Source organism: Furfurilactobacillus milii (assembly GCF_021654115.1).
Classification (GTDB): Bacteria; Bacillota; Bacilli; order Lactobacillales; family Lactobacillaceae; genus Furfurilactobacillus; species Furfurilactobacillus milii.
In genome coordinates, this window is the sequence record NZ_JAIWJF010000001.1 from 260,829 (window position 1) to 281,505 (window position 20,677).

Sequence of the window (20,677 nt, forward strand, 5' to 3'; positions counted from 1 at the left end):
GACAGGATAGTGTTATGTAAATAAGCGCAAAATACCCCCCATCATTTGCCAATAATGATGGGGGGTTGACGACGCATTTCAATTTCAATGTAATAATACCAGCGTTATGGAAAAGCAATCAGTAGGCTGATCATTGATTGACATCCTTGGACGACATAGAAAGGCTTTTACTCTTTAAGGGCCGCCAACGTTGATTGTTGAAATTTTGCTAGGATTTCATGAATTGTTTCTATAGACTCTCTTTGTCCGTTACTCAGCCATTCACGCCAAATTGCGTAGACACCAGCGCTCATGAACTTAACCCAGTAGGTTTGTTGGGCAACGCTGATATCCTTCCAATTGATGGTCTCCTTATAGAAAGTGGCCATGTTTTCGTTGAACACAGTTTGAATAATGGGTTCAAATCCACGTTTGGCAGCCAGATTAAAAGTATCAGTCATGTCCGTAAAAAATTGACCTAATGCTGCAATTTTCTGATCCTGTGGCGTGTTGGTCATAATGTCATTAAAACGTGCGTCAATCTGCGGTTTAAAATATGCAGTCAGAACATCCGCTAGTGTTTCAAAGTTTCGGTAGAATGCCATGCGACTGACGCCGGCTCGGCGGACGACCTGAGCGATAGTAATCTCAGCTAGGTCTTTGGTTTCCAATAGTTGCAGTAAAGCTGTGGTGAGATATTCTTGCGAGTCCTGTTTGATTTGTTGCGCATGTTTAGTGGCTGCCATTACAATTCTCCTATTCTGTCACAGATGCCTGTTTTTGGCTTGTTTAGCTATAAGAAACACTCTACAATTCTTCTACATATGTTACAAGTATAACGTAAGCGGAGGAATTCAAAAATGGATAAGAAATTAGTTGTTGTCACAGGTGGTAGCGGATTTATCGCTGTTCATATTATTTTGCAATTATTGCAGCAGGGTTATGCGGTTCGGACAACTGTTCGATCAATGAAGAAAACAGCGTTGATTCATGAAATGTTAACAAACGGCGGTGTGACTGATTTCAGCGACTTGTCGATTGTTGAGGCGGATCTCACGAGTGATGATGGTTGGGCCGAGGCTGTAAAGGGTGCAACCTATGTGATCCATCCCGCATCACCAACGCCAACATTAAACTTTAAAAATGAAGACGAAATGATTCGTCCAGCCGTGGATGGCGTGCTTCGCGTTATGCGTGCCTCACGTGATGCTGGGGTCAAACGTTTTGTATTGACCTCTGCTTATGGTGCGATTTTTGCCGGTCACAAGAACCGGACCACACCATACACCGAAAAGGATTGGACAGATCTGTCGGCCAAGAATATTCATCCTTACCAAAAGTCTAAGACAATGTCTGAACACGCGGCGTGGGATTTTATTAACAGTGAAGGTAATGGGATGGAACTGGCCACGGTTAACCCAGTTGGTGTTATGGGTCCCGTGTTGTCCTCAGATTACTCACATTCAAACATTCAAATTCAAGATTTATTAGAAGGTAAAATCAAAGCTGTACCAAAGGTTGATTCTGGTTATGTTGATGTTCGTGATGTCGCTAGTCTGCATATTTTGGCGATGACATCACCTAAAGCCGCGGGTGAACGTTTCTTAGCAACGACGGGTGAAACATTGTCGATGTTGGACGTGGCAAACATTCTTCGTGAATCCTTTCCACAATTTGCATCAAAGCTACCAACGAAGACAATGCCAAACGCTTTGGTGAAAGCTGCTGCACTGACTAATCCGATGTTGAAGATGATTGCTTTGCTAGTTGGACAATATGCGGGTACGAGCAATGAAAAAGCAGTGACATTGCTTGGCTGGCATCCACGGTCAGCGCGTGAAGCAATTATTGCCACCGCGCAGTCAATGATTGATTTAGGAATTGTGAAGGTTTAATTTAAACAGCAAGGCAGGCAAAATCTGAAAAAAGATTTTGTCTTTTTTAGTTTGGCAAACATTGCGCTATCAAAATGCGTATGTAAATGTGTAAGAACCTAAATTACTCGACGTAAAAAGACTGTTCCACGATATTTGAGCTTGGGTGTAAACTTGTAGCACACGATTAACTCGGAAAATAGGAGACCATTATGAAATTTTTGCACACGGCTGACTGGCATATTGGTAAAAAGTTGCATAGTTTTGATTTACATGAAGAACAGGACGATGCGTATCAACAAATTTTACAAATTGCGTTAGCAAATAAAGTTGATGCGGTCGTTGTTGCAGGCGATTTATATGACCGATCCTTGCCCAGCGAAGATAGTGTCAAACAACTGAATCATATGTTGATTGATTTAAATTTGACTAACCATTTTCCGGTTTTGGCAATTAGTGGTAATCATGATAGTGCCACACGTTTGCATGTCGGCAGTGAGTGGTATGCCCAAACCAATTATTTCTTAAATACCGAGTTGGCGGACGCATTCGAACCAGTTGAACTGGGCAATACGCAGTTTTTCTTGTTGCCATATTTTGAGCTCTGGCAAGCTCGAAATGTGTTTGAAGACGATAGCATTAAGACGGTTGAACAAGCGATGACATTGGTCGTAAATCGTCAACAAAAAGCGTTTAAAGCGGGGATGAAACATGTCCTAATCGCACATTTCTTTGCCGCGGGAAGTAGTCAAACGGACTCTGAAACGAAAGTCGTTGTTGGTGGGCTTAACGCCGTGCCACTCGATTTGTTGGGTGCATTTGATTATGTTGCACTTGGGCATTTACACAATCATCGAGCGCTTACCGATGACAAGATTAAATACAGCGGCTCACCCGTCAAGTTTTCATTGTCAGAGGCTGACGAGCAAAAAGGCGTTTGGATTGTCGATACAGATGCGAATACAACAACGTATGTGCCAATTAAACCGTTGCGAGATGTCGTTAATTTAACGGGTTCTTTTGAAGAATTAACCGATCCGGAAACGTATGACAAGTTAGACCGGGATGCCTATTATGGTGTGACGCTGACAGACAAAGCCATTATTCCAGATGTCATGAATCGCTTGCGTCAGATTTATCCACGAATTGTTAGTTTAGATCGACAGAATGGCCGTGATGAGCTACCTACCGTCCAAACAGTGGACCCAACCTTGGCACCAATGGCGTTGTTTGGAAAGTTCTTTGAGCATGTGAATGATGACGAAATGAGCAAGCAACAACAGAAGTGGGCAGAACAAGGCCTGCAGGAAGCTGAACACGAGGATTAAAATGCGACCATTACGAATTCGTTTAGTGAATTTCGGTCCCTATAAGGACCAAACGATTGATTTTGAAGATTTTAATGATGCCCCATTGTTTCTGATTAGCGGTAAGACGGGGAGCGGTAAAACAACCATTTTTGATGCAATGTGTTTTGCACTGTTTGGTCGTTCCTCTGGCGGTGATCGCAATCCCGATGAAATGCGGTCGGACTTTGCTGACCAAACGGAAGAGACGTTTGTTACATTCATTTTCGAGCATCATGGTCAACAATATGTGATCAATCGCAAACCGAAGCAGATCCTTGCTAAAAAGCGTGGTACGGGGACGACTGAACAAGTTGCCAGCGTAGATTTGACCGTTACCGATCGGGATGGTAAGGAACAAAGCTGGACGAAACGAGGAACAGTGGATCAGAAACTATTTGATTTACTCCATCTGACGCCGGCACAGTTTACTCAGATTGTCCTGTTGCCTCAAGGCCAGTTTAGGCATTTTCTTGAGGCAAATAGTAATGATAAGGAAGCTTTGTTGGCCGATTTGTTTGGGACCGATTTATACAAACGCTGGGCCAATAATTTAAATGACCAGTTAAAAGCGATGCGTCAGTCCTCAAAAGATCAGAGTACGCAATTGGCGACGTATGCAAAAATGATTAAATGGCAAGATGACACAGAAGTCCCAGTCGCCGATGCGCCGGCAACAGACATTTTGGCCGCTCTGATTCAGCAAAATGAAGCGATGAAGCCGGAGTTAGCACACAGACGGCAAATAAACGACAAGGAATCAGCCCAGTTGAGCCAATTGACTACCCAGGTTAAAACAGAAGAAAGTTTGATAGCTGTCTTTAGTCAACGTGAGCAAGCACAATTGGCGCTGTCCAAACTCAATCAGCAGACGGCTGATATGGACAAACTGGCAGCTCACATCAAACAGTTGGAGTGGGTTCAACAAACTTTGCCACTGCAAGAAAAGACAGTAGAAACGAAACAACAGGAAACGCGGACCACGGAACGGCTGGCATCGACTAAAGCTAGTTTGACCACTGCTCAACAGACATTGACTGACGCGGTAGCGGTTGTTGAACAGTTAAATGCGCAGAAACCGGAAGAGGCTAAACGGCAATCTGAACTGACACGCCTCAAACAGGTGCGACCATTGTTTGAAACCGTGGCGACGTTGAGTAAACAGCAAGTGGCACAACAGCAACAGTTAAAGTCAGCTCAAACAAACGTCGAGCTAGCGACTAAGCAACTAAGCGAGCAACAGCAGTTACGTGATCAACTGGATCAGCAACTCACGACATTGCAATCATTAGATGCTAAGCAATTAACGGTTAGAGATCAACAGCATATGTTAAAAACATTAACTGATCAACAAGCAGACCTCGATCAACAACAGCACGCGTTGCAAATGCGACATCAACGAATAGATAAAACAGCGCAACAATTGGCTGAACTGACCGCCAAGCAAAAAGATGCGGCGGACCGTTATCAACAGTTAGATCACGATTGGACTGTCGGGCAAATTCAGCGTTTGAGTGCGAAATTAGAAGATGGCGAACCCTGTCCTGTATGTGGTTCTACAGAGCATCCTAAGGTTGCGGTAGCGACAGTAACAGACGTAACCGAAGATGAACTGAAGGAAGCAGATAAACAGCGACAAGACATAAATCAGCGTGTTGCTAATGTTACAGGACAGCTCAATGAATTAAAGGCAGCGCAAGAAAAGGATCAATCTGCTTATGAGGAAAACGACTCAAGTTGGGCAAAACGTATTGCTCAGTTAACGGACCAGTCAGTGGCTACTGATAATGCCCGTGATGTATTGTCACAATTTAAGCAACAACTAGCCAATGCAGTTCAGCAACTGAACGATGCTTTGGAGCACCGTACGCAACTCCAACAGCAATTAGCCGTCGTCAAACCGCAGTTAGAAACGTTGATCGCTCAGCGCGATGAGGCCAATAAAAAGGTACAACGTGTGCAAACGGAGTTAACTACCGTGACGGCACAGCTTGAAGATCGCCGTCATGATCTTCCAGACCAATTCAACGATTTAACTTCCTTGGATGCGCATATTAAGCAAGTTGAACAGGCGAGTCAGGCTTATATTGAACAGACGACAAAGCAACAGACTGCCCAAAATAAGGCACAACAGAACGTTACACAATTACAAACTCAGGTAACGAGTCTGACTCAGACTCAAGTTGAACAGCACAAAACTGCCACGGCTGCACAGGAAACGTTTGATGAGGCCTTAAATAAACGTCGTCCCGTTGTGGAACTGGCAGCATTCAATCAATTGGCAAATGAAGTTACTGAACTTGATGAGCAACGAAAAATTCATCAACGTTTCCTAACCGACAAGAGTCGTGCTAGTGCACAAGTTGAAACGTTGACGAAACAGATTGGTGATCAGACCAAGCCAAATGTGGAAGAAACCGTCAAAGCCCGTGACATGCAGACTGAAAAGCAACGCACTGCACAGCAATTATTCTATGATTTTCAACAGGTGGTTCAAAGCAATGAAGATGTGGCCACCAAGATGAAGACGCTGATGGCTGAAAGTCGTGAAGCGCAACAGCAATTGGCCGAAATGGCCGAGTTAGCTGACACCGCCACTGGTAGAAGTGATATGCACCTGAGCTTGGAGCGGTATATTTTACAAACCTATCTTCAGAAAGTGCTGACAGTGGCTAATGTTCGATTAGCTATGCTGACGAATAAACGCTATCAGTTCCGTTTGGACACATCAGCTGGTTCGCGGGCTACGGATACTGGGTTAGAGATCGATGTGTTTGATGATCAGGCTGGCAAAGTCCGTAGCGTGCATACCCTGTCGGGCGGCGAAAGTTTTATCGCTGCGTTGTCACTGGCCTTAGCACTAGGCGAAGTTATTCAGAGCGAAGCGGGCGGAATCACAATTGAAGCACTCTTTGTGGATGAAGGTTTTGGCTCACTGGATGGTGAAGCTTTGCAGATGGCGATGGAAGCTTTACAGACCATTGAAGGCAATAATCGGATGATTGGTATTATCAGCCACGTGACAGAAATGCAGGAACAAATTCCGGATCAACTGCAGGTTGTTTCTTTAGCGAATGGGCAGAGCACGATTAAGTATCAGCATGAGCTTTAGTTAAAGATATTTCCTGGGAAATAAAAAATCGACCAATTTGAGAAAATTGGTCGATTTTTTTATGACTTCTATTTGAATAAAATTGACTTAAAAAGAAGGATTACGCCTAGATAACCATCTTTTTCACTTTGCATGATACCAGCCCACATTCCTGAAATCATATCATGAATAGACTGCGTTATGCTCGGAATAAGCAGGAATGTTAAACAGAGTCCGCCGATTATTAACGTTTTCTTTGACAAGATTCGGTTCATTTGTGTCCAGTTGATTGTACAAAGAAGCCAAATCAATGTAATGATGAAAGGCAATTCTAACCAATCACGAAGGCTACTAGCAGACATGTGAAGCGCTAGTCCAATCAAATACCCGACAATAGATAGACCTGCCACGCTAAGAACGAATTTGCTTAGTCTAGATAACGGTTCTGGCTCATGTGACTCAAAGTTGTGAATCAACTTATCATCGCCCTTAATCAAATCATCTAATGATAAATCAAAAAGTTCGCCTAATTTAATGACGTTGGTGAAACTTGGTAATGCAGTGCCACTCTCCCATTTCGAAATAGATTCGCGTGAAATATTCAAACGCTTAGCCAGATCAGCTTGTGACCAATGTCGTTGTTCACGTTGTTGCTTGATTTGTTGACTGATTTTCATACTCTTCGCCCCCTCAATTTCTCCTATGATCCAAGTGTAAAGAGTATTTCGCAGAAGAGGTAGGACTTTATAGTTACATCAAGCTGTTATTGATATAAAAAAGTAGTTAACTAGGAAATTGTTAAATCAACATTTGTGTCAGCAACCGGCATTGTATTGACCAATAGCTCAATGTGATGCACCCCAGCGTATAACGTGCGGGTGGTAAGCTGCTTCCACTTCATCGAAAAATGCCCGTTTATCGCTTGTTGTGGCTTTAAGTTGACACGTTTGATAAAGAAATCCTTGGCAGATGTTTGCTGGTTCTTCTTAACATAGTGTACGCGGTAACCGAGATAAAGTGGTAAATCGCTCTTTGTTGAATTCGTGAGCTGATAGCTAAAGTCAGAATTTTGATTTAAGGAAACGGTCGGTGAGGATGTTGTTAACGAGATGTCTGTCAGTAATGATGCATCACGTTGGCTGTAGCCTAGTAGTGCTAATACATCCGGATTTCCCGCCTTAAACAGCGTTCGCAGGGCTCGGTTAATAATCCAGTCTGTCGTTTGGGAGTCATGCCAGTGTGTCTTACAGAAATCGATGACCAACTGGGGATGATCTTTGCTAATGTCATTTAGGTTATTAGCGACGCTTTTTTGAACGTACGTGCTTTGATCGTGAACTAAATTTTCCAGAATCGGGAAAATTGGTGTTGGATCTTCCACAAACCGTTTGAGACGAATCCCCCAGGGCAGACGGGGCCGAATGCCTTCACTAGCAAGGCGACGCTGATCTTCATTTTGACTCTGAGACCAAGTGACCATTTGCTGAATTGTTTGTTTTGGTGAGTCGACTAGAAAGGGACGGATGGCAAATTCTGCCGAGGATGTTTTGGTCAGAACGCCCAGCGTACTCATGGAGGTTTGCCAATCGTTGCGTCCATAAAGCGCCACGTAGTTTGGCAGACATAGCGCGGCAAAACCGGTAATAGTTGTACTAATATCACACAGAATACCGGCAGCCTCTGTAAAGTCGCTTGGCAACTGATTGTGCAGCGCCCGTGTTATTTGGTCGCGACGTTCCATCAACTTGAGTGCTGACCATTGCTCATCAACGGTATCTCTGATAAAAGTTGGAACATCAAACATTGAATAATGTTGTGTGATTGCTGTTCCTAGCTGAGTTAAGAAAGATGTTGAATATACATCCTTTAGAGCATCTGCCATGGTTTATCCTCCATAAAATGTCGATTATATATCCTGATTATCATACAGTACAAAACATGACATCCTTTGTCAGGCTTTAATAATGATCCAAACATTTCTGAATTTCATCTTTCATTCGCTGCCGTAGTGAACTTGGTTGTACCACTGTTAAGTGTGATCCAAAAGACAACAAGTAAGTAATTAACCAGTCATCGTCATTCATCTTTGTGTTAATCAGATAATCACCGTGTGATTGTTGAACTATTTGATTTGTCGGAAAGGCTTCAAACAAGCGGTATTTCAAGACTGCATCTGCGTGCAATTGAATGTCAATTTGGTTGGTCGCGCTAGACCGCTGAGCAGAATGGTCTGTTAACCACGGTTGTTTGCCCTCGGCCAACGATTGTTTGTTCGTCACGCGTAGATGATCAATTCGTGACAGCTTAAATAATCGATCCGCCCGACGCTCTACTGAGTATCCCCGTAAATACCATGCCTTATCTTTAAAAATGACTTGGTAGGGAAATACTTCACGGGGCAAATATTCATTTTTAGCACTTAAATAGTTAAATGCAACTAGCCGAGAATGAATAATTGCATCGCGAAGCTTAGCTAGTGTACTTTTTTGGTTTCGTGAGTCAGACCATGTTGATGGGTCGATCGTGATCCAGGCCACGGGCTGTTGATGAAACAGAGCCGATAACTTTTCGACCGTTTCATTATTATCGACGCCGAGGTTTTTTAAGCCATTCAAGGCAGCTAAAATGGTCGTTTGTTCCTGCTTATTAACAATCGTATTGTCGATTTTATATTCCGGCAGGAGAGCAATGCCACCATTACGGCCTTGTAGGACATAGATCGGGACACCGGCGGCCGACAAGTCGTCGACATATCGGTATACGGTTCTGACCGAAACATCCAGTTGCTCAGCTAGAGCTGGTGCAGCGACTTTATTATGGTTCATTAGTAGATAAATCATTTGGAATAACCGATTGGACTTCATGGGATTGGGCCTTTCTATAGAGGATGGGCATTACTAGTCTGCGTTAACTCGACTGCGATAAAAGTAAACTTGCTCAATTAATTTTGCGCTTTTTTTATAAAACATGACAGTCTATTGTCAGGTTTATGTTGATAAGCTGAATTCAATCAGTAAGGTAGCGTGCGTTTGACGCTAAGCCAATTGATTATGTATGACACACGAAAATTTAGGAGGAATTAGTTATGAGTAGTGAACAATTTGCATATAAACCAGGTACCGAGGCATTTTTCAATATCGTCATGGAAGGTCTAAAAGGTGAGGTAGACACAGATAATTACTGGGAAGCCGTTGATGAAAATGCTGTTTTTGAATTCATGTACAATATTCCTGGATTCACCAACAAAATTGAGGGGCGTCAGGCCTATATGGATTGGTTTGCCGGTTATTCAGCGGTGTTGGATAGTGCGGATGGTTTGCGAGTTTACAAGGATGCTGACAAACACGCGGTGATTTTAGAATATGCTGTGCACGGTGTGGTACCCAGTACAGGCAAAAAATATGACAACAATTTTTGTTCCATCGCAATTTTGAAGAATCGTAAAATTGTCCACTGGTACGATTACATGGACACGATGGCCGTCATGCTCAGCAACACGCCGGAAGATAAGAAATAATTGTTAACTTTGTTCTGAAGTAAAAGGAATTATTGTCTTGCAGGTAGCTTACCAAAAGGTGATAGTTAGACTATTAAAAGCGAATATAAGAATACGAGTATGCTATTATTCGTCAATTTAGGAGAGTGCCTACATGACAATCCAGCAGCCAGAAGACAATGCACAGTATCAAACGGATGCTAACTTATCAATTCGACAGCGTCTGCATCAGCAATACAGCACAAATAAGCAAGGATTAATGCCATGGTTGCGCCAACAAATGACCATTCATGCAGGTGATCGCATCTTAGAATTAGGTTGTGGCAATGGTAGCTTGTGGCAAGGATACTTGGATCAACTGCCTTCAACGATTGCGTTAACGTTGTCTGACTATTCGCAGGGGATGGTTGATTTAGTGACAAACCAGTTTGGAAACGACCAACGAGTCAGCTGTATGAAAATTGACGCACAATCAATTCCTTTTTCTGATGAATCATTTGATATTGTTATTGCGAATCATACGCTGCACACTGTGCCTGATATTGCACTGGCTATTCGTGAGATTGCTAGGGTATTGAAACCACACGGCACCTTCTATACCGCGGTTAATGGCAATCAGGGGATGGAACATTATCTGCACGAAGCGATTCAATCAATCCAACCGGCGAATATGGCATTTGCCGAGCAGTTGAGTTTTAATTTGCAAAATGGCGTGTCACAGTTAGACAGGGCTTTTAGTCGAGTTCAACGGCGGGACTATCCTGATAGTCTGCATATTACCGAGACGCAGGATTTAATCGCGTGGATCCAGTCGACGAACATGACAGATGATGGGATTGATGATAAGTTACTGCAGGAGCTGACCGTTTATTTTGAAACGTTAAGACAGCGCAATGGTGTAATTGATATTCCCAAGCAAGTCGGGTTATTAATTGCTGAAAAATAAACTAGGCTTAACAATGCTTGGCTAAACAAATAGGCTGACGAGGAAATTAATCTTCGCCAGCCTATTTGCTTAGTCAGTCTTGTGCATAAAAACGAGAAATTTTACTTACCATCTGGATGTTCCTGCAACCATTGTTTCAAAAAAGCGATTTCTGTTTTGCTTGAATTAATACCGTATGCAAAGGCTAATTTTTGCCCAGTCGACATGCAGCGATTATGTGATGGCAGATAGTCGCTAAGTCGTTGTTGAAGTTGCTCAATTGCTTCTGTTTCCTGCTGGATTTCATCCTTAACGATTTGTACGATTCGCTGCGGGTCGACAAACTCACCAAACATTAACCGTGCCAAAAAATCTGATTTGACGCTTTCTGCCTCTACTGGGGAATGAAGGTACTCGTCAAATTCCGCTTCACCTGCTGGCGTAATTGAGAAGACGTTTTTATCAGGTTTACCTTGCTGGGGGACAATTTCCTTAGTGACCATGCCGTCTTTTTCGAGTTTTCGTAGCGCAGGATAGACCATGCCAGCCGAGCTATCAAAGAAGAATGCAAAACTTGTTTGAAACAGTTGGGTGATGTCATAACCTGTTTGAGGACCGCTTTTTAAAATACCGAGGACGATTTGCCGACTTTTCATGGTCTATTAACTCCTTTAGTGATTAAGTACAGGTTATCATAGAATCTTCAAGAACCGCTTTTTTATCGCGCAATTTTAACATCGTGTTTGATAATCGCCAAGTAATCTTTGCGCCGGTAAAACAAGAGTGCCACGAAGATGAAGCTAATTGCAAACGGAAAGGCGTGCTGATATAAGACTAGAAAGGCCTTCGATATCAGCGATTTAGTGTGCTTAGCAATACTGTCACTAGTACGTTTGATTTCGTGGTTATCTTTTTTCACAATCGCGACAACCTTCTGTGTTACCCGTTCTTGAATTTGTTTGCGTACAATAATTTGCTGTTGAGTAGGAAGCTGATTAATGTGCGCTTTTTGGGTCGCAAGTTTTGTTTCCCGGGAAATAATCTGTGCCTGTTGGCGCTTGTTGATACCATTACTTTGATGAGTTGGGGTCTTAGCGCCAGTGCCTGTGAAACGTTGTTGAGTGGCTTTTAGCATTTTTTGTTTGGTCGTTTGAGAGAGGGAGGTCTGCTCAATTCGGGTTTGCGCGTCGTGCCAGGCGGTTGTTTTGGCCGTGTTGATGTTACTAGTGAGTAGTGAGACAAAGATGGCGACAGCGAGAACATTGCCGATTTGACGTAGAACGCCCATCACAGATTGAGACGCAGTTAGCTTTTCACCTTCAAAGTCGGACGCGGCTAAGACGGTGATTGGGCCGATAATCACACCATAACCAGCGCCGAGCAACATGAGCCCGATCAATGTTTGCCAGTAGTGGTCAGGGTTCATAAAACCAAGGATGCCGTAACCGATTGCCATAGAAAGAAAGCCGAGTCCAATGATCAAGCGGGGCCCAAAGCGTTCAATTAGAGTACCGGCGATGGGTGACATCACAAAGATCATAAATGAAGCCGGCGTGATGAGTAATGCGGCTACTAGCTCTGTTTTCCCCTGAACCTGCGTGAAAAATGTCGGCATGATTACCATGACTGACACTAACAGTAGACCGGCCAAGATAACGGTCAGGGATGCGCCGGAAAACTGCCGATCTGCGAAGAGATCTAGCCGCACCATAGGTGATTTGACACGCGATTCTAGGAAAATGAATGCGACAAAAGCAATTATGGTTAGCCCGGCAAGAGATAAAATACGAGCGCTTGTCCACCCCCAGTCAGTGCCTTGCGTGAGTGATAGTGTCAAAGAGAATAACGTGATCATTAAGAGAAACATGCCACCAAAGTCGATTTTAGCGTTGGTTCGTGGCTCATGTCGCAGTGGTAACTGCAATGTCACGCCGATAAAGGCAATGAGTAATAATGGCAGGTTAATGTAGAAGACCCAACGCCAGCCAAGAAACTCTGTTACAATACCGCCAATGGTTGGTCCTAAAGTTGATGCCAGCCCTTGCGTTAGTCCAATGGTAAGCAGTGCCGTTTTACGTTTGGACTGAGAAGTTGACGCAATGGCGATGGTCATGCTAGTTGGGAAAATGATGGCAGCTCCAATACTTTGGATACCACGGCCAATGATCAATGTTGCCGGAACGTTGGCGTCTCCGGAAACAAATGAACCAATCGCAAACGTCAACAACCCAATCAGATAAACTTTGTTGCGACCGAAAATGTCGGCAATCCGTGCTAATGGAATTGTGAGCACGGCAAACGTAATTGTGTAAATGTTAAGCGCCCAAGATAAGCGGTCTAAAGGCACGTTCATGCTAGTCTGAATTGCTGGGAGCGCAATGTTCATTACCGTTGTATCCAACATGCATAAGAATGTTCCGATACACATGGTTAGGATTAGTAGCATATTTTTATTTTTCATATTCAATGTCACTTTCATATTAACAATTATAGTATTGTTCGAACATTTGATACTATAATTGTTAATAGTAACATTGTCAATATAAACTTATTTTCCTTAAATCAAGAAAAGGCTTACAGTAGAAGTGAACATTAAACAAATCGAATGGGGGAGTTAAGATGCGTTCAGTTGTTATTAATGAACCAGGGGATTCAAGTGTCTTAAAAATTGAGGAACGGCCAATTCCTAATGCGGATGCTACGCACACTGTAATTCACATCAAGGCTTTTGGGATTCATCGCTACGAAGTATTGACGCGGGATGGTGGTTCTCCGTCGGTAAAGTTTCCACGGGTTATTGGCGTCGAGGCTGTTGGGGAAGTGTCTGAGCCAGCGACAAACTCAAAATTCACGAAGGGACAACGTGTTCTTGTTATCAATGGTGGTTTTGGTCGTGAATTTGATGGCAGTTATCAAGAATACGCATTGGTTCCAGATGATTTATTGTTTGCTGTTGATTACAATGTTGACTGGCAAACACTGGCACAGTACCCGGAAAACTTTTACACAGCATTTGGTGCTATGAAAATGACGCGTGTGAAAAAGGGTCAATCATTGCTCGTTCGGGGCGGGACTACGGCTGTCGGCATGGCAATGATTGGATTGGCAAAGTCACTTGGAATTGAGGTTTCAGCAACCACAAGGAAGCCAGAACGACAGCAATTGCTGCTGGATCAAGGAGCTGACCATGTGGTCCTTGATAAGGATAATCAACTGCAAACAAGCGAAAAGTATGATGGCATTGTCGATATGGTCGGCACGGTGAGTTGCCAAAACTCAATTGAACACATCAAACGTGGTGGTGTCTGCTGTATGATTGGTTTGTTAGCTGGTGAATGGGTCTTTAAAGAGTTTGACCCCTTCACATTAGGTGGTGCATATTTGTCTGTGTTCGACGGTGGCGAACCGAGTCAGGCATTGTTTGATGAAATTTTCGATTTAATCAAACGTAATCACCTCAGTATTCCTATTTCCAAAACGTTTAAACTGTCGGAAATTGCTGCCGCGCAAGATTACGTCATGGCCAATCCTCAACCCGGACAAGTGATTGTCACTACGGAATGATGCTATTTAGGTCAAAAAAATAACGTGTAATCCATTTAAACTGTTGGATTACGCGTTTTTTTTGATTCAAGAGCGTTGGCGCGAACTTGAATACAAAAATATAAAACTGGCAAGTGCGTTTGAATTTCCCCTTCAATTGCTTTGCAAAGGCGGTAACTATCCGCTGTTGTGAGACCGCGACTTTTTTTGACATAGGGCTCCTCTGGGCTTTATTCGCAAAAGTGAGTAAAATAAACATATTAGGATGCATCAGAAAGAGGGCGTTGGCATGACGGAGAGCACTAAGGAAACTAATACAGAATCGGCACTTAGAAAGGCCTTTATTAAGCTAGTGGCCGCTAAGAGTTTTCGCAAAATGACCGTCCGTGACATTGCCACAACGGCACACATTAGTCGAGGGACTTTTTATCTGCACTATGTGGACAAATATGCCATGCTGGATGCCTATGAAGATCAATTGGTAACGGGAATCTCACAAATATTTGATACCTATGTAAAGACTTCTTGGAAAGCTGGCAGTCGGGTTGAGGATAATGTCTTTTATCACATGTTTGTTTACCTCAATCGGCACAAACAGATGGTGCAAACGCTGTACCGAATTCCGGAATCTGACGTAATGCGGAAAATGACGGGTTTTATCACTGCCGAGGTTGCCCGTGAGACAGTCGCATCTGTTTCGGGTCCGAATGGTAAAGATATCCCACTAGATTACGCGCAAGCCATTCTTGTACAGAATGTTTCCGGCATCATTACACAGTGGTTTCAAAAGGCACAGCCGGAATCGCCCCGTGAGATTTTTGCCATTTTCATGAATAGTCGAACGTTATCGCCGGTCGATTTAACGTTACTTGTTCAGGATAACAATCAATAAGTTGCTGCCATTTAGTCTTGGTTGCAACTTATTTTTAGTATAGGGACGCGCAGCGAGCACAAACAATGAGCATTTGGGTAAAAAGTGTTCATTTGACGTTGTAACTTGACGATATGGAACGGTTCATAACGCCGGCATATCAAGTATTTATGCCATTTTGAGTCATTAATCAAACGCGTGCTAAATAGACACTTTCGGCTATCTTGCACATTGATTGGCCTGCTTTTCTCACTTAATATCGACAACCGAAATGAGTTACGAATTTCAGCTGAAGGAGAGTTTGAGAGAGATGGTTAAAAAAGAATGGCAGCAATTATGGCACAGTCGCAGGATGCTCATTGGATTGATATTAATTGCACTGATTCCGGTAATTTATTGCCTTTTATACCTATCGTCAATGTGGGATGCCTACGGGAAAATGGATCGTATTCCAGTTGCAATTGTGAATCAGGATCAGCCGCAGAGCTATCGTGGCAAACGGATTGCGATTGGCAAACAATTAACAACTAAACTACGTCGTTCGAATTCGCTTGATTATCATGTGACAACGGCTAAGACAGCCGCCGCGGGGATTCGGAACGGTAAATACTACATGGTCGTCACGATTCCTAAACGGTTTTCTAGTGACGCGACAACATTATTAACAAGTTCACCACAACGTTTGCATATCCGATACACAGTCAATTCTGGCCGTAACTTTGTTGTTTCCAAAATGACCTCCGGTGCGGCAAAAGCGATTCAATCGAAGGTTTCAAACCAGGTCAGTACGATGTACGTCGGTGCCTTGCTAACGACAATTGGTCATGTGCAAACAGGGATGGCGAACGCAGCGAAGGGCAGTAGTCAGGTAACAACTGGATTGACCAGTCTAACTAACGGCATTCAGCAAGTTGGTGCGGGAACAACTAGTTTGCAGCAGGGATTGCAAACCGCTAACGTAGCATCACCAGAGCTCGTTGGTGGTGTGGGTAAACTGAATGCGGCCCTAGCAAAACTGCATGATGGTAGTTCGACGCTCACTCTAGGAAGTACGCGGCTCACCACTAGTCTTGCAGGTAGTGCTCACCAACTGCAACAACTACATGAGCAACGTCAGACAGCTGACGACATCGCTTCGCCAGTCATTGCTGACACAACAGACGTGGCGAAAGTGCCCAACAATGGAACAGGCATGGCACCATTCTTTATTGCCATCGGACTGTTTGTCGGCGGCATTGGTTTAGGAACTATGTTTGATGCCTATTTACCAAAGTCACGGCCTAAGTCTGCTGTTGCTTGGTGGCTGTCAAAATTTTCAGTTATCGGAGCACTTGGTGTTGTACAAAGTGGTTTACTCTTATTGGCGTTGACTTGGGGTAATCACTTAATGCCGACTTCTCAGATTAAATTGGCAAGCATGCTGTTATTAGGTTCGCTGACCTTTTTGTCCTTGATATTCTGTTTGCGAATCGTGCTTGGCGGTTTCGGGACCTGGTTGATTACAATTATCTTGGTGCTTCAGCTATCTGCCTCGGCCGGCGTGTATCCGGTCGAACTGACAAGTGGTTATGCCCGAATTATCAATCCGTATCTTCCGATGACTTACCTCATTGACGGGCTGCGACAGTCAATTTCACTCAATGGCAGTATTGTAATGGATATACTTGTTTTAGGTGTAATGATGATCGTCTTTAATGGGTTGATTATTATGAAGTACCGATCTGACTTGCGACGAGATGTATTTAAACTAGTCGATTTTGCATAATTCCATCAAAAAAGCACGAGCCGGTTGGCTCGTGCTTTTTTGGTTGTTTTAATCAGCAAGTTCATTTTCGTTTAAAATTTTGTCGCCATCATAAAGTTGTTGTTTAACGACGCGTTTGCTTTGCAACAAATTGCCCTTGGCGTCGAAGGTGAGGGCGGAGATACCGCCATCAAAAGCGCCGGATCTACTGCCTGAATCAATTAGATAGCGTGGTGTATCATGCACGTTTGCTTGCATTTTAATGTAACCAGCATTTGGCTGTTGAAGTGATTGGACTGGCGTGTGTCCGGTGATAATAACTTTATTCAATAAATTTTTGTGCCATTGGTCAGGATGCAGTTCATTTTCGTAGTAATAAGGTTCTCGGATCCATAATAAATCATCGCGTGTTTGTTGCGAAAAGTCGTGTTGATGCCAGTATAGGCCGGCGTGAACAGCTAGCATATAGTCATTTGACCAGTAAAGCGGTAATTGTTCTAAAAACTGTGTGTAAGGTTTTAATGCCCCTTGTGTGAGTGACGTACGAACGACCATTTCCATACTTGAATGAATTCCCAGTTTACGCCATGTGTGTGCACCACCATTAGCACGCCAGAGTTGAAATTGGTAATCATCACCCCTAACAGTTTGTACCCAAAAATCATCGTGATTACCGATCAAGGCAATGTCGCCATGATGATTGACGCGTTCCATGAGAATATCCAGCACTGCCAAGGGATCATTTTTCATTATTTCTGTGTGGTTCGAAAAATGGCGTGTCGTGACACCATCAATGTAATCTCCCATAAAAACTAAACGTGTCTTCTTTATCACTGAGTCATCCAACAGAATTTGCAAATCGTCGGCCGCAGAATGAATGTCGCCTATGAATGTATAGTCCATACTAATCTCCTAACTTGGTTTTAAAATTGTTACACGTGAAACGCGGCTATCGTTTTGGCACAAACTTCGCTGGTACATCCCAGGTAGTGCAATGAATCGCGCCACCAAGCGTAGAAACCTTGGTGATGGGGATGCCGACGACGCGTTTAGACGTGTGTGCTTGAATGGCATGAAGTGCTTCTTTATCGCTGGCCAAATTGAACTGTGGCACATAAATCGTGTGTGCTGTTTCCAGCATGTTGATATACAAACCGCGGGCAGACGCGATTTTTTTGTCATACTGTCCGGCATCAGTATAGGCCGATTTGAGCGTAATCAAACGGACGTGGGGGAGTGACTTTTTAACAATCTGTTTGAATTTGTTTTGGAAAGCTCGATTACCTTCAAAATCACTTATAAACGCGGTATTTGGTGTCAGGAACTTGATCATGCCATCGGTGTGGGCAAGCGTATCACCCGGCTCTGCAGGCACAATGACAACTTTGCTGACGTTAAGCTGGTGTTTAAGCTCGTTGATGATGTCATGATGTGACCAGTGTGGGTTATCTTTAAACACCCGATTGGTAATTACTACTGCGTTATCTTTGTTCCACTGAACGTTGCCGCCGTCTAAGACCAACTTAGATGAGTGATAGTCGAAATGTGATTGATTCAGCCAATTGGTGAAGCTCGTATTCAAGTAACTACTGTCGGCTTTGGGCAAATAGGCAGGTGAGTATCGGAATTTCGCCATTGTTGTCGTGATAATTGGTGCCACATCACGGACCCAAATATCGTCATACGTGTAAGGAGTGGTTGCAAACTTGCCACCCTGATTAGATTCGGTAAGGCTGGTAAGTTGATCGTCGCTAGCCAATCGTCCAGAAAATGTTTGATTGTATTGAATTAAATCTGGATAAATACGGTGGTAATAGTGATCCGATTGTTTGGGCAGGGCTGTGTAAATCATGGTTGAATCTCCTCTTGCGGACATTGGCAGGAACAATAATAGACTTGCCAACAGGATGCTGAACGCGAATGTGGATACTCGTCGATACTTCATATATCTGACCACCTTTCAAGATGGCCTAAGTCTAACATGAGGTTTAGTTTATATATTTATATAAAAACATAACCCCGACAGGAGTGGAAAAGGTCGGGGTTGACAGGTCTGATTTATATTTTTAATTAGCAATTAAATATTCCAGTCGTAGCACCGCAGTGGTGGCTTCTGGTAAACGGATATCTTCATCCATGTTGATTTGCCACAGTGGGCCACGGAGTGTGAGTTCGTGTGCGATAGCGTATTGATGAATCAAATCGATCCCGTTACAAATAGCGGCATCATCATTATTGATATCGATGGCAAGATAATCGCCAGCTGGTCGATTGACCGTAGTAATGAACGCGTTATTAATATCCTTAGTCGCTTCTTTAATCAAACGGAAGGGGGCATTGATGAATTGAGTTGCATTGGCATTTGGCAGATCGAGGACAAAACCCGAACATTTACCATTAATACTAACGAGTGGATCCAGCCGTTTGTAAAATTCGGCAAAGGCCTCGGCAATTTGTTGGCGAGAACAGTCATGTAACGTCGTCGATTGCCAAAAAGATTGCGCCTTGTGCTTGTGAATATACGGCGCGTCGCAGTGAATCGGCGTCTCTGAATTAATAGCAGTCATTCTGCTGCCTAACGACTGTTTGACTGTTAGTAGGTCATGAATTTGCTCATCAACGCGGGACTGCAAGTTTGTCAGTAAAGCGTTTGGCGATTTCTTGCTGTCGGTCGAACTAATTTGCTTGATCTCATCGAGCGAGAGGCCGAGTTTGCGTAGCGTCAGAATGAAGGATAACTCGTACAGTTGATCATAAATGTAGAATCGGTAACCTTCATCGCTAACCTCAGCTGGTTTAAAGACGTTTTGCTCATCGTATAAAATCAACGTTCGCCGCGTCGTTTGGGCCAGTTTAGCAAACGCACTAATCTTCAACATAAAATTTCTCCAAATAATTTGCACTTTCGAATTGACTGTAACGTAGCGTGACAGTTTAGTGTAGGTTACATCAGTTAGAGGAGGAATTCAATTATGAGTGATAAGGAACAAGTGACGATTATTTATGTGCACCCGTGGGACGGTAGCTTTTCGCATGCTGAACTAGAGCAAGTGACGCAAACGCTGGCTGCACGTCAACAGGATTACAAGCTTATTGATTTGTATGCGGATGGATTTGATCCTGTTATGCGCGCCACCGACCTTTCCGTTTATGGCAAAGGTGACTTTAAGGACCCGATGGTGGCTAAATATATCGACATCATTCAGAAAACCAATAAGGTCATCGTGATGTTCCCAATCTGGTGGCTGAGCACACCGGCAATGTTAAAAGGTTTCTTCGATAAGGTCTTTTTAGCCAACCGGATTATCAATTTTGTTGATAAAAAGGCAGTTCCACACACGGCAGTGAACAGTGCCATGGTATTATCCACTTCGGAACTAACCAACGATGAACTCTTCAAGGGTTATGATGGTTCTGTTGAAAAAATTGTGAACTTCCCGTTGGAGTCGATTGGTGCAAAACAAGTGACGTGGCATAACATGGGTGATATTATTGTTGCCAAGCGTCCAGCATTAACGGATTATCTCAAACAGATTCCAGGTTTTGTGAACGCATTTTTGGACGAAGACGACACTAAGTAGTGATTGACAGTTTCAAATTAAGCACTTCAAATTCACGATGATGTGGCCAAGTTGACCCATCATCTTTTTTATAATTCCGTATGTTGTTTTAAATAATCAGCAAATTCATTCGTGAAAATTGAATTTGCCTCTTTGCAAATGAAAATGACAGTGCTACACTAAACCAAATTAAATAACCTTTAATTAAGTCCGAGAGGCTTAAAAGGAATTCGGTTTGGCTGCAGTAC

At 43.4% G+C, this 20,677-nt stretch carries 18 protein-coding genes; 9 read left to right on the forward strand and 9 right to left on the reverse strand.

The features are described 5' to 3' along the window. Window positions 1-167: 167 nt before the first annotated feature. A complete protein-coding gene (locus LDK34_RS01115) occupies window positions 168-725 on the reverse strand; it encodes a TetR/AcrR family transcriptional regulator (RefSeq protein WP_236941222.1) in 558 nt (185 codons plus the stop codon). A gap of 114 nt (window positions 726-839) precedes the next feature. Between LDK34_RS01115 and LDK34_RS01120 the strand changes: the two genes are divergently transcribed. The 3 genes from LDK34_RS01120 (at window position 840) to LDK34_RS01130 (ending at window position 6,311) form a co-directional block, all read left to right on the forward strand. Beyond that, window positions 840-1,874, forward strand: coding sequence for an SDR family oxidoreductase (locus LDK34_RS01120; protein ID WP_236941223.1), 1,035 nt, complete (start codon window positions 840-842; stop codon window positions 1,872-1,874). A gap of 191 nt (window positions 1,875-2,065) precedes the next feature. Beyond that, window positions 2,066-3,181 (forward strand): exonuclease SbcCD subunit D, encoded by a 1,116-nt coding sequence (locus tag LDK34_RS01125; RefSeq protein ID WP_236941224.1) that lies wholly within the window; start codon window positions 2,066-2,068, stop codon window positions 3,179-3,181. Between the two features lies 1 nt (window position 3,182). Further along, entirely contained in the window at window positions 3,183-6,311 is a 3,129-nt protein-coding gene (locus tag LDK34_RS01130; RefSeq protein WP_236941225.1) for an AAA family ATPase, read from the forward strand. Window positions 6,312-6,379: 68 nt separating this feature from the next. Here LDK34_RS01130 and LDK34_RS01135 read toward each other — a convergent pair whose 3' ends face one another. The 3 genes from LDK34_RS01135 to LDK34_RS01145 all read right to left on the reverse strand — a co-directional run bounded on the left by LDK34_RS01135 (window position 6,380) and on the right by LDK34_RS01145 (window position 9,154). After that, window positions 6,380-6,967, reverse strand: a complete 588-nt coding sequence (locus tag LDK34_RS01135; protein WP_236941226.1) for a helix-turn-helix transcriptional regulator — start codon at window positions 6,965-6,967, stop codon at window positions 6,380-6,382. A 110-nt stretch (window positions 6,968-7,077) separates the two neighbouring features. Beyond that, window positions 7,078-8,172, reverse strand: coding sequence for a DNA alkylation repair protein (locus tag LDK34_RS01140; protein ID WP_236941227.1), 1,095 nt, complete (start codon window positions 8,170-8,172; stop codon window positions 7,078-7,080). A gap of 76 nt (window positions 8,173-8,248) precedes the next feature. Beyond that, window positions 8,249-9,154 (reverse strand): helix-turn-helix transcriptional regulator, encoded by a 906-nt coding sequence (locus LDK34_RS01145; RefSeq protein ID WP_236941228.1) that lies wholly within the window; start codon window positions 9,152-9,154, stop codon window positions 8,249-8,251. Between the two features lie 221 nt (window positions 9,155-9,375). On the opposite strand from LDK34_RS01145, the gene LDK34_RS01150 reads away from it, so the two are divergent. Both LDK34_RS01150 and LDK34_RS01155 read left to right on the forward strand, forming a co-directional pair. After that, window positions 9,376-9,807 carry a nuclear transport factor 2 family protein gene (locus LDK34_RS01150; RefSeq protein WP_236941229.1) on the forward strand — a complete coding sequence of 144 codons (432 nt, stop codon included), beginning with the start codon at window positions 9,376-9,378 and terminating at the stop codon, window positions 9,805-9,807. A 133-nt stretch (window positions 9,808-9,940) separates the two neighbouring features. Further along, the gene (locus LDK34_RS01155; RefSeq protein WP_236941230.1) at window positions 9,941-10,732 is read left to right on the forward strand and encodes a class I SAM-dependent methyltransferase; all 792 of its coding nucleotides are present in this window, start codon (window positions 9,941-9,943) and stop codon (window positions 10,730-10,732) included. Between the two features lie 101 nt (window positions 10,733-10,833). On the opposite strand, the gene LDK34_RS01160 is transcribed toward LDK34_RS01155, so the two are convergent. Together LDK34_RS01160 and LDK34_RS01165 are read right to left on the reverse strand one after the other, a co-directional pair. Beyond that, window positions 10,834-11,367 (reverse strand): PadR family transcriptional regulator, encoded by a 534-nt coding sequence (locus LDK34_RS01160; RefSeq protein ID WP_236941231.1) that lies wholly within the window; start codon window positions 11,365-11,367, stop codon window positions 10,834-10,836. A 62-nt stretch (window positions 11,368-11,429) separates the two neighbouring features. Beyond that, window positions 11,430-13,172, reverse strand: coding sequence for an MFS transporter (locus LDK34_RS01165; RefSeq protein WP_236941232.1), 1,743 nt, complete (start codon window positions 13,170-13,172; stop codon window positions 11,430-11,432). 158 nt (window positions 13,173-13,330) lie between these two features. On the opposite strand from LDK34_RS01165, the gene LDK34_RS01170 reads away from it, so the two are divergent. The 3 genes from LDK34_RS01170 to LDK34_RS01180 all read left to right on the forward strand — a co-directional run bounded on the left by LDK34_RS01170 (window position 13,331) and on the right by LDK34_RS01180 (window position 16,890). Then, window positions 13,331-14,275: a zinc-binding dehydrogenase gene (locus tag LDK34_RS01170; RefSeq protein WP_236941233.1), complete on the forward strand. Its 945-nt coding sequence runs from the start codon at window positions 13,331-13,333 to the stop codon at window positions 14,273-14,275. A 268-nt stretch (window positions 14,276-14,543) separates the two neighbouring features. Continuing rightward, entirely contained in the window at window positions 14,544-15,146 is a 603-nt protein-coding gene (locus LDK34_RS01175; RefSeq protein WP_236941234.1) for a TetR/AcrR family transcriptional regulator, read from the forward strand. Between the two features lie 289 nt (window positions 15,147-15,435). Then, entirely contained in the window at window positions 15,436-16,890 is a 1,455-nt protein-coding gene (locus tag LDK34_RS01180; RefSeq protein WP_236941235.1) for a YhgE/Pip family protein, read from the forward strand. 48 nt (window positions 16,891-16,938) lie between these two features. Here the strand turns inward: LDK34_RS01180 and LDK34_RS01185 are convergent, their stop codons facing one another. From LDK34_RS01185 to LDK34_RS01195, 3 genes are all read right to left on the reverse strand, one after another. Beyond that, on the reverse strand, window positions 16,939-17,772 hold the full coding sequence (locus LDK34_RS01185) for a metallophosphoesterase (RefSeq protein ID WP_236941236.1): 834 nt from the start codon (window positions 17,770-17,772) through the stop codon (window positions 16,939-16,941). A gap of 46 nt (window positions 17,773-17,818) precedes the next feature. Next, the gene (locus tag LDK34_RS01190; RefSeq protein WP_236941237.1) at window positions 17,819-18,814 is read right to left on the reverse strand and encodes an agmatine deiminase family protein; all 996 of its coding nucleotides are present in this window, start codon (window positions 18,812-18,814) and stop codon (window positions 17,819-17,821) included. A gap of 121 nt (window positions 18,815-18,935) precedes the next feature. Further along, window positions 18,936-19,748, reverse strand: a complete 813-nt coding sequence (locus LDK34_RS01195) for a MerR family transcriptional regulator (RefSeq protein ID WP_236941238.1) — start codon at window positions 19,746-19,748, stop codon at window positions 18,936-18,938. 93 nt (window positions 19,749-19,841) lie between these two features. Here LDK34_RS01195 and LDK34_RS01200 point away from each other — a divergent pair, with 93 nt between their 5' ends. Beyond that, window positions 19,842-20,450: an NAD(P)H-dependent oxidoreductase gene (locus LDK34_RS01200; RefSeq protein ID WP_236941239.1), complete on the forward strand. Its 609-nt coding sequence runs from the start codon at window positions 19,842-19,844 to the stop codon at window positions 20,448-20,450. Window positions 20,451-20,677: the final 227 nt, after the last annotated feature.